Raw genomic sequence first — 625 nt, forward strand, 5'->3', positions numbered from 1 at the left:
AGGTGCGGTTATTCGTCGAGCTTTAGAAGGTGCAATCAATAACGCACTAAACAACGGCGTAGAAGGCACTGGGTCAGGCAGTTACCCATATACGTACAATCTGAACTTTGACTATCAAGCCGATGCGCCAAAAGGTGAGAGAGTCCAACGATTAGAAATATTTGATGGATACCGCTGGGTAAAGGTTGATGATGACACTTGGTATCGTGGCACCTCTTCGGCTTACACGATGAAAGGCAAAGAAGGCTATGAAGCCCTGCTTGATATGAAAGGCGAGGGTTGTGTGAGTAACTTATCAATGGCGGATTGCTTTATTGAACTACTTACAGATGAGCCTAACTGTTTGAACGAAAGTCACAAACTTTACTCTCAACAAAATCGTTAATCATTCTTGGTATTGATTTTGCTGTACTTTCCACACTACATGCGAGTGAGAGGGTGGAAAGTATGTGGAAAAAAGACTGGGCAGACGCCGCGGTGGTCATTGCGTGGGTAGCCGCTTGGTCCATGCTTGTGTATTTTGTGCCACTAAATGGGCTATAAAGAACAAAGAGCAATAAGAGGGAGCGCTAGTCAGTGCTCCTTTTTCTTTATATTCATATATTTGATGGACTGCTGGCGATTA

The 625-nt window shown here is 44.0% G+C and carries 1 protein-coding gene; it reads left to right on the top strand.

From position 1 onward, the window contains the following. The coding region (locus tag R7P74_RS27295; protein WP_318123804.1) for a 5'-nucleotidase C-terminal domain-containing protein at positions 1-385 on the top strand (385 nt) is incomplete at its 5' end. Between the last annotated feature and the right edge of the window lie 240 nt (positions 386-625).

The sequence above is a fragment of the Vibrio sp. 2033 genome, assembly GCF_033339735.1.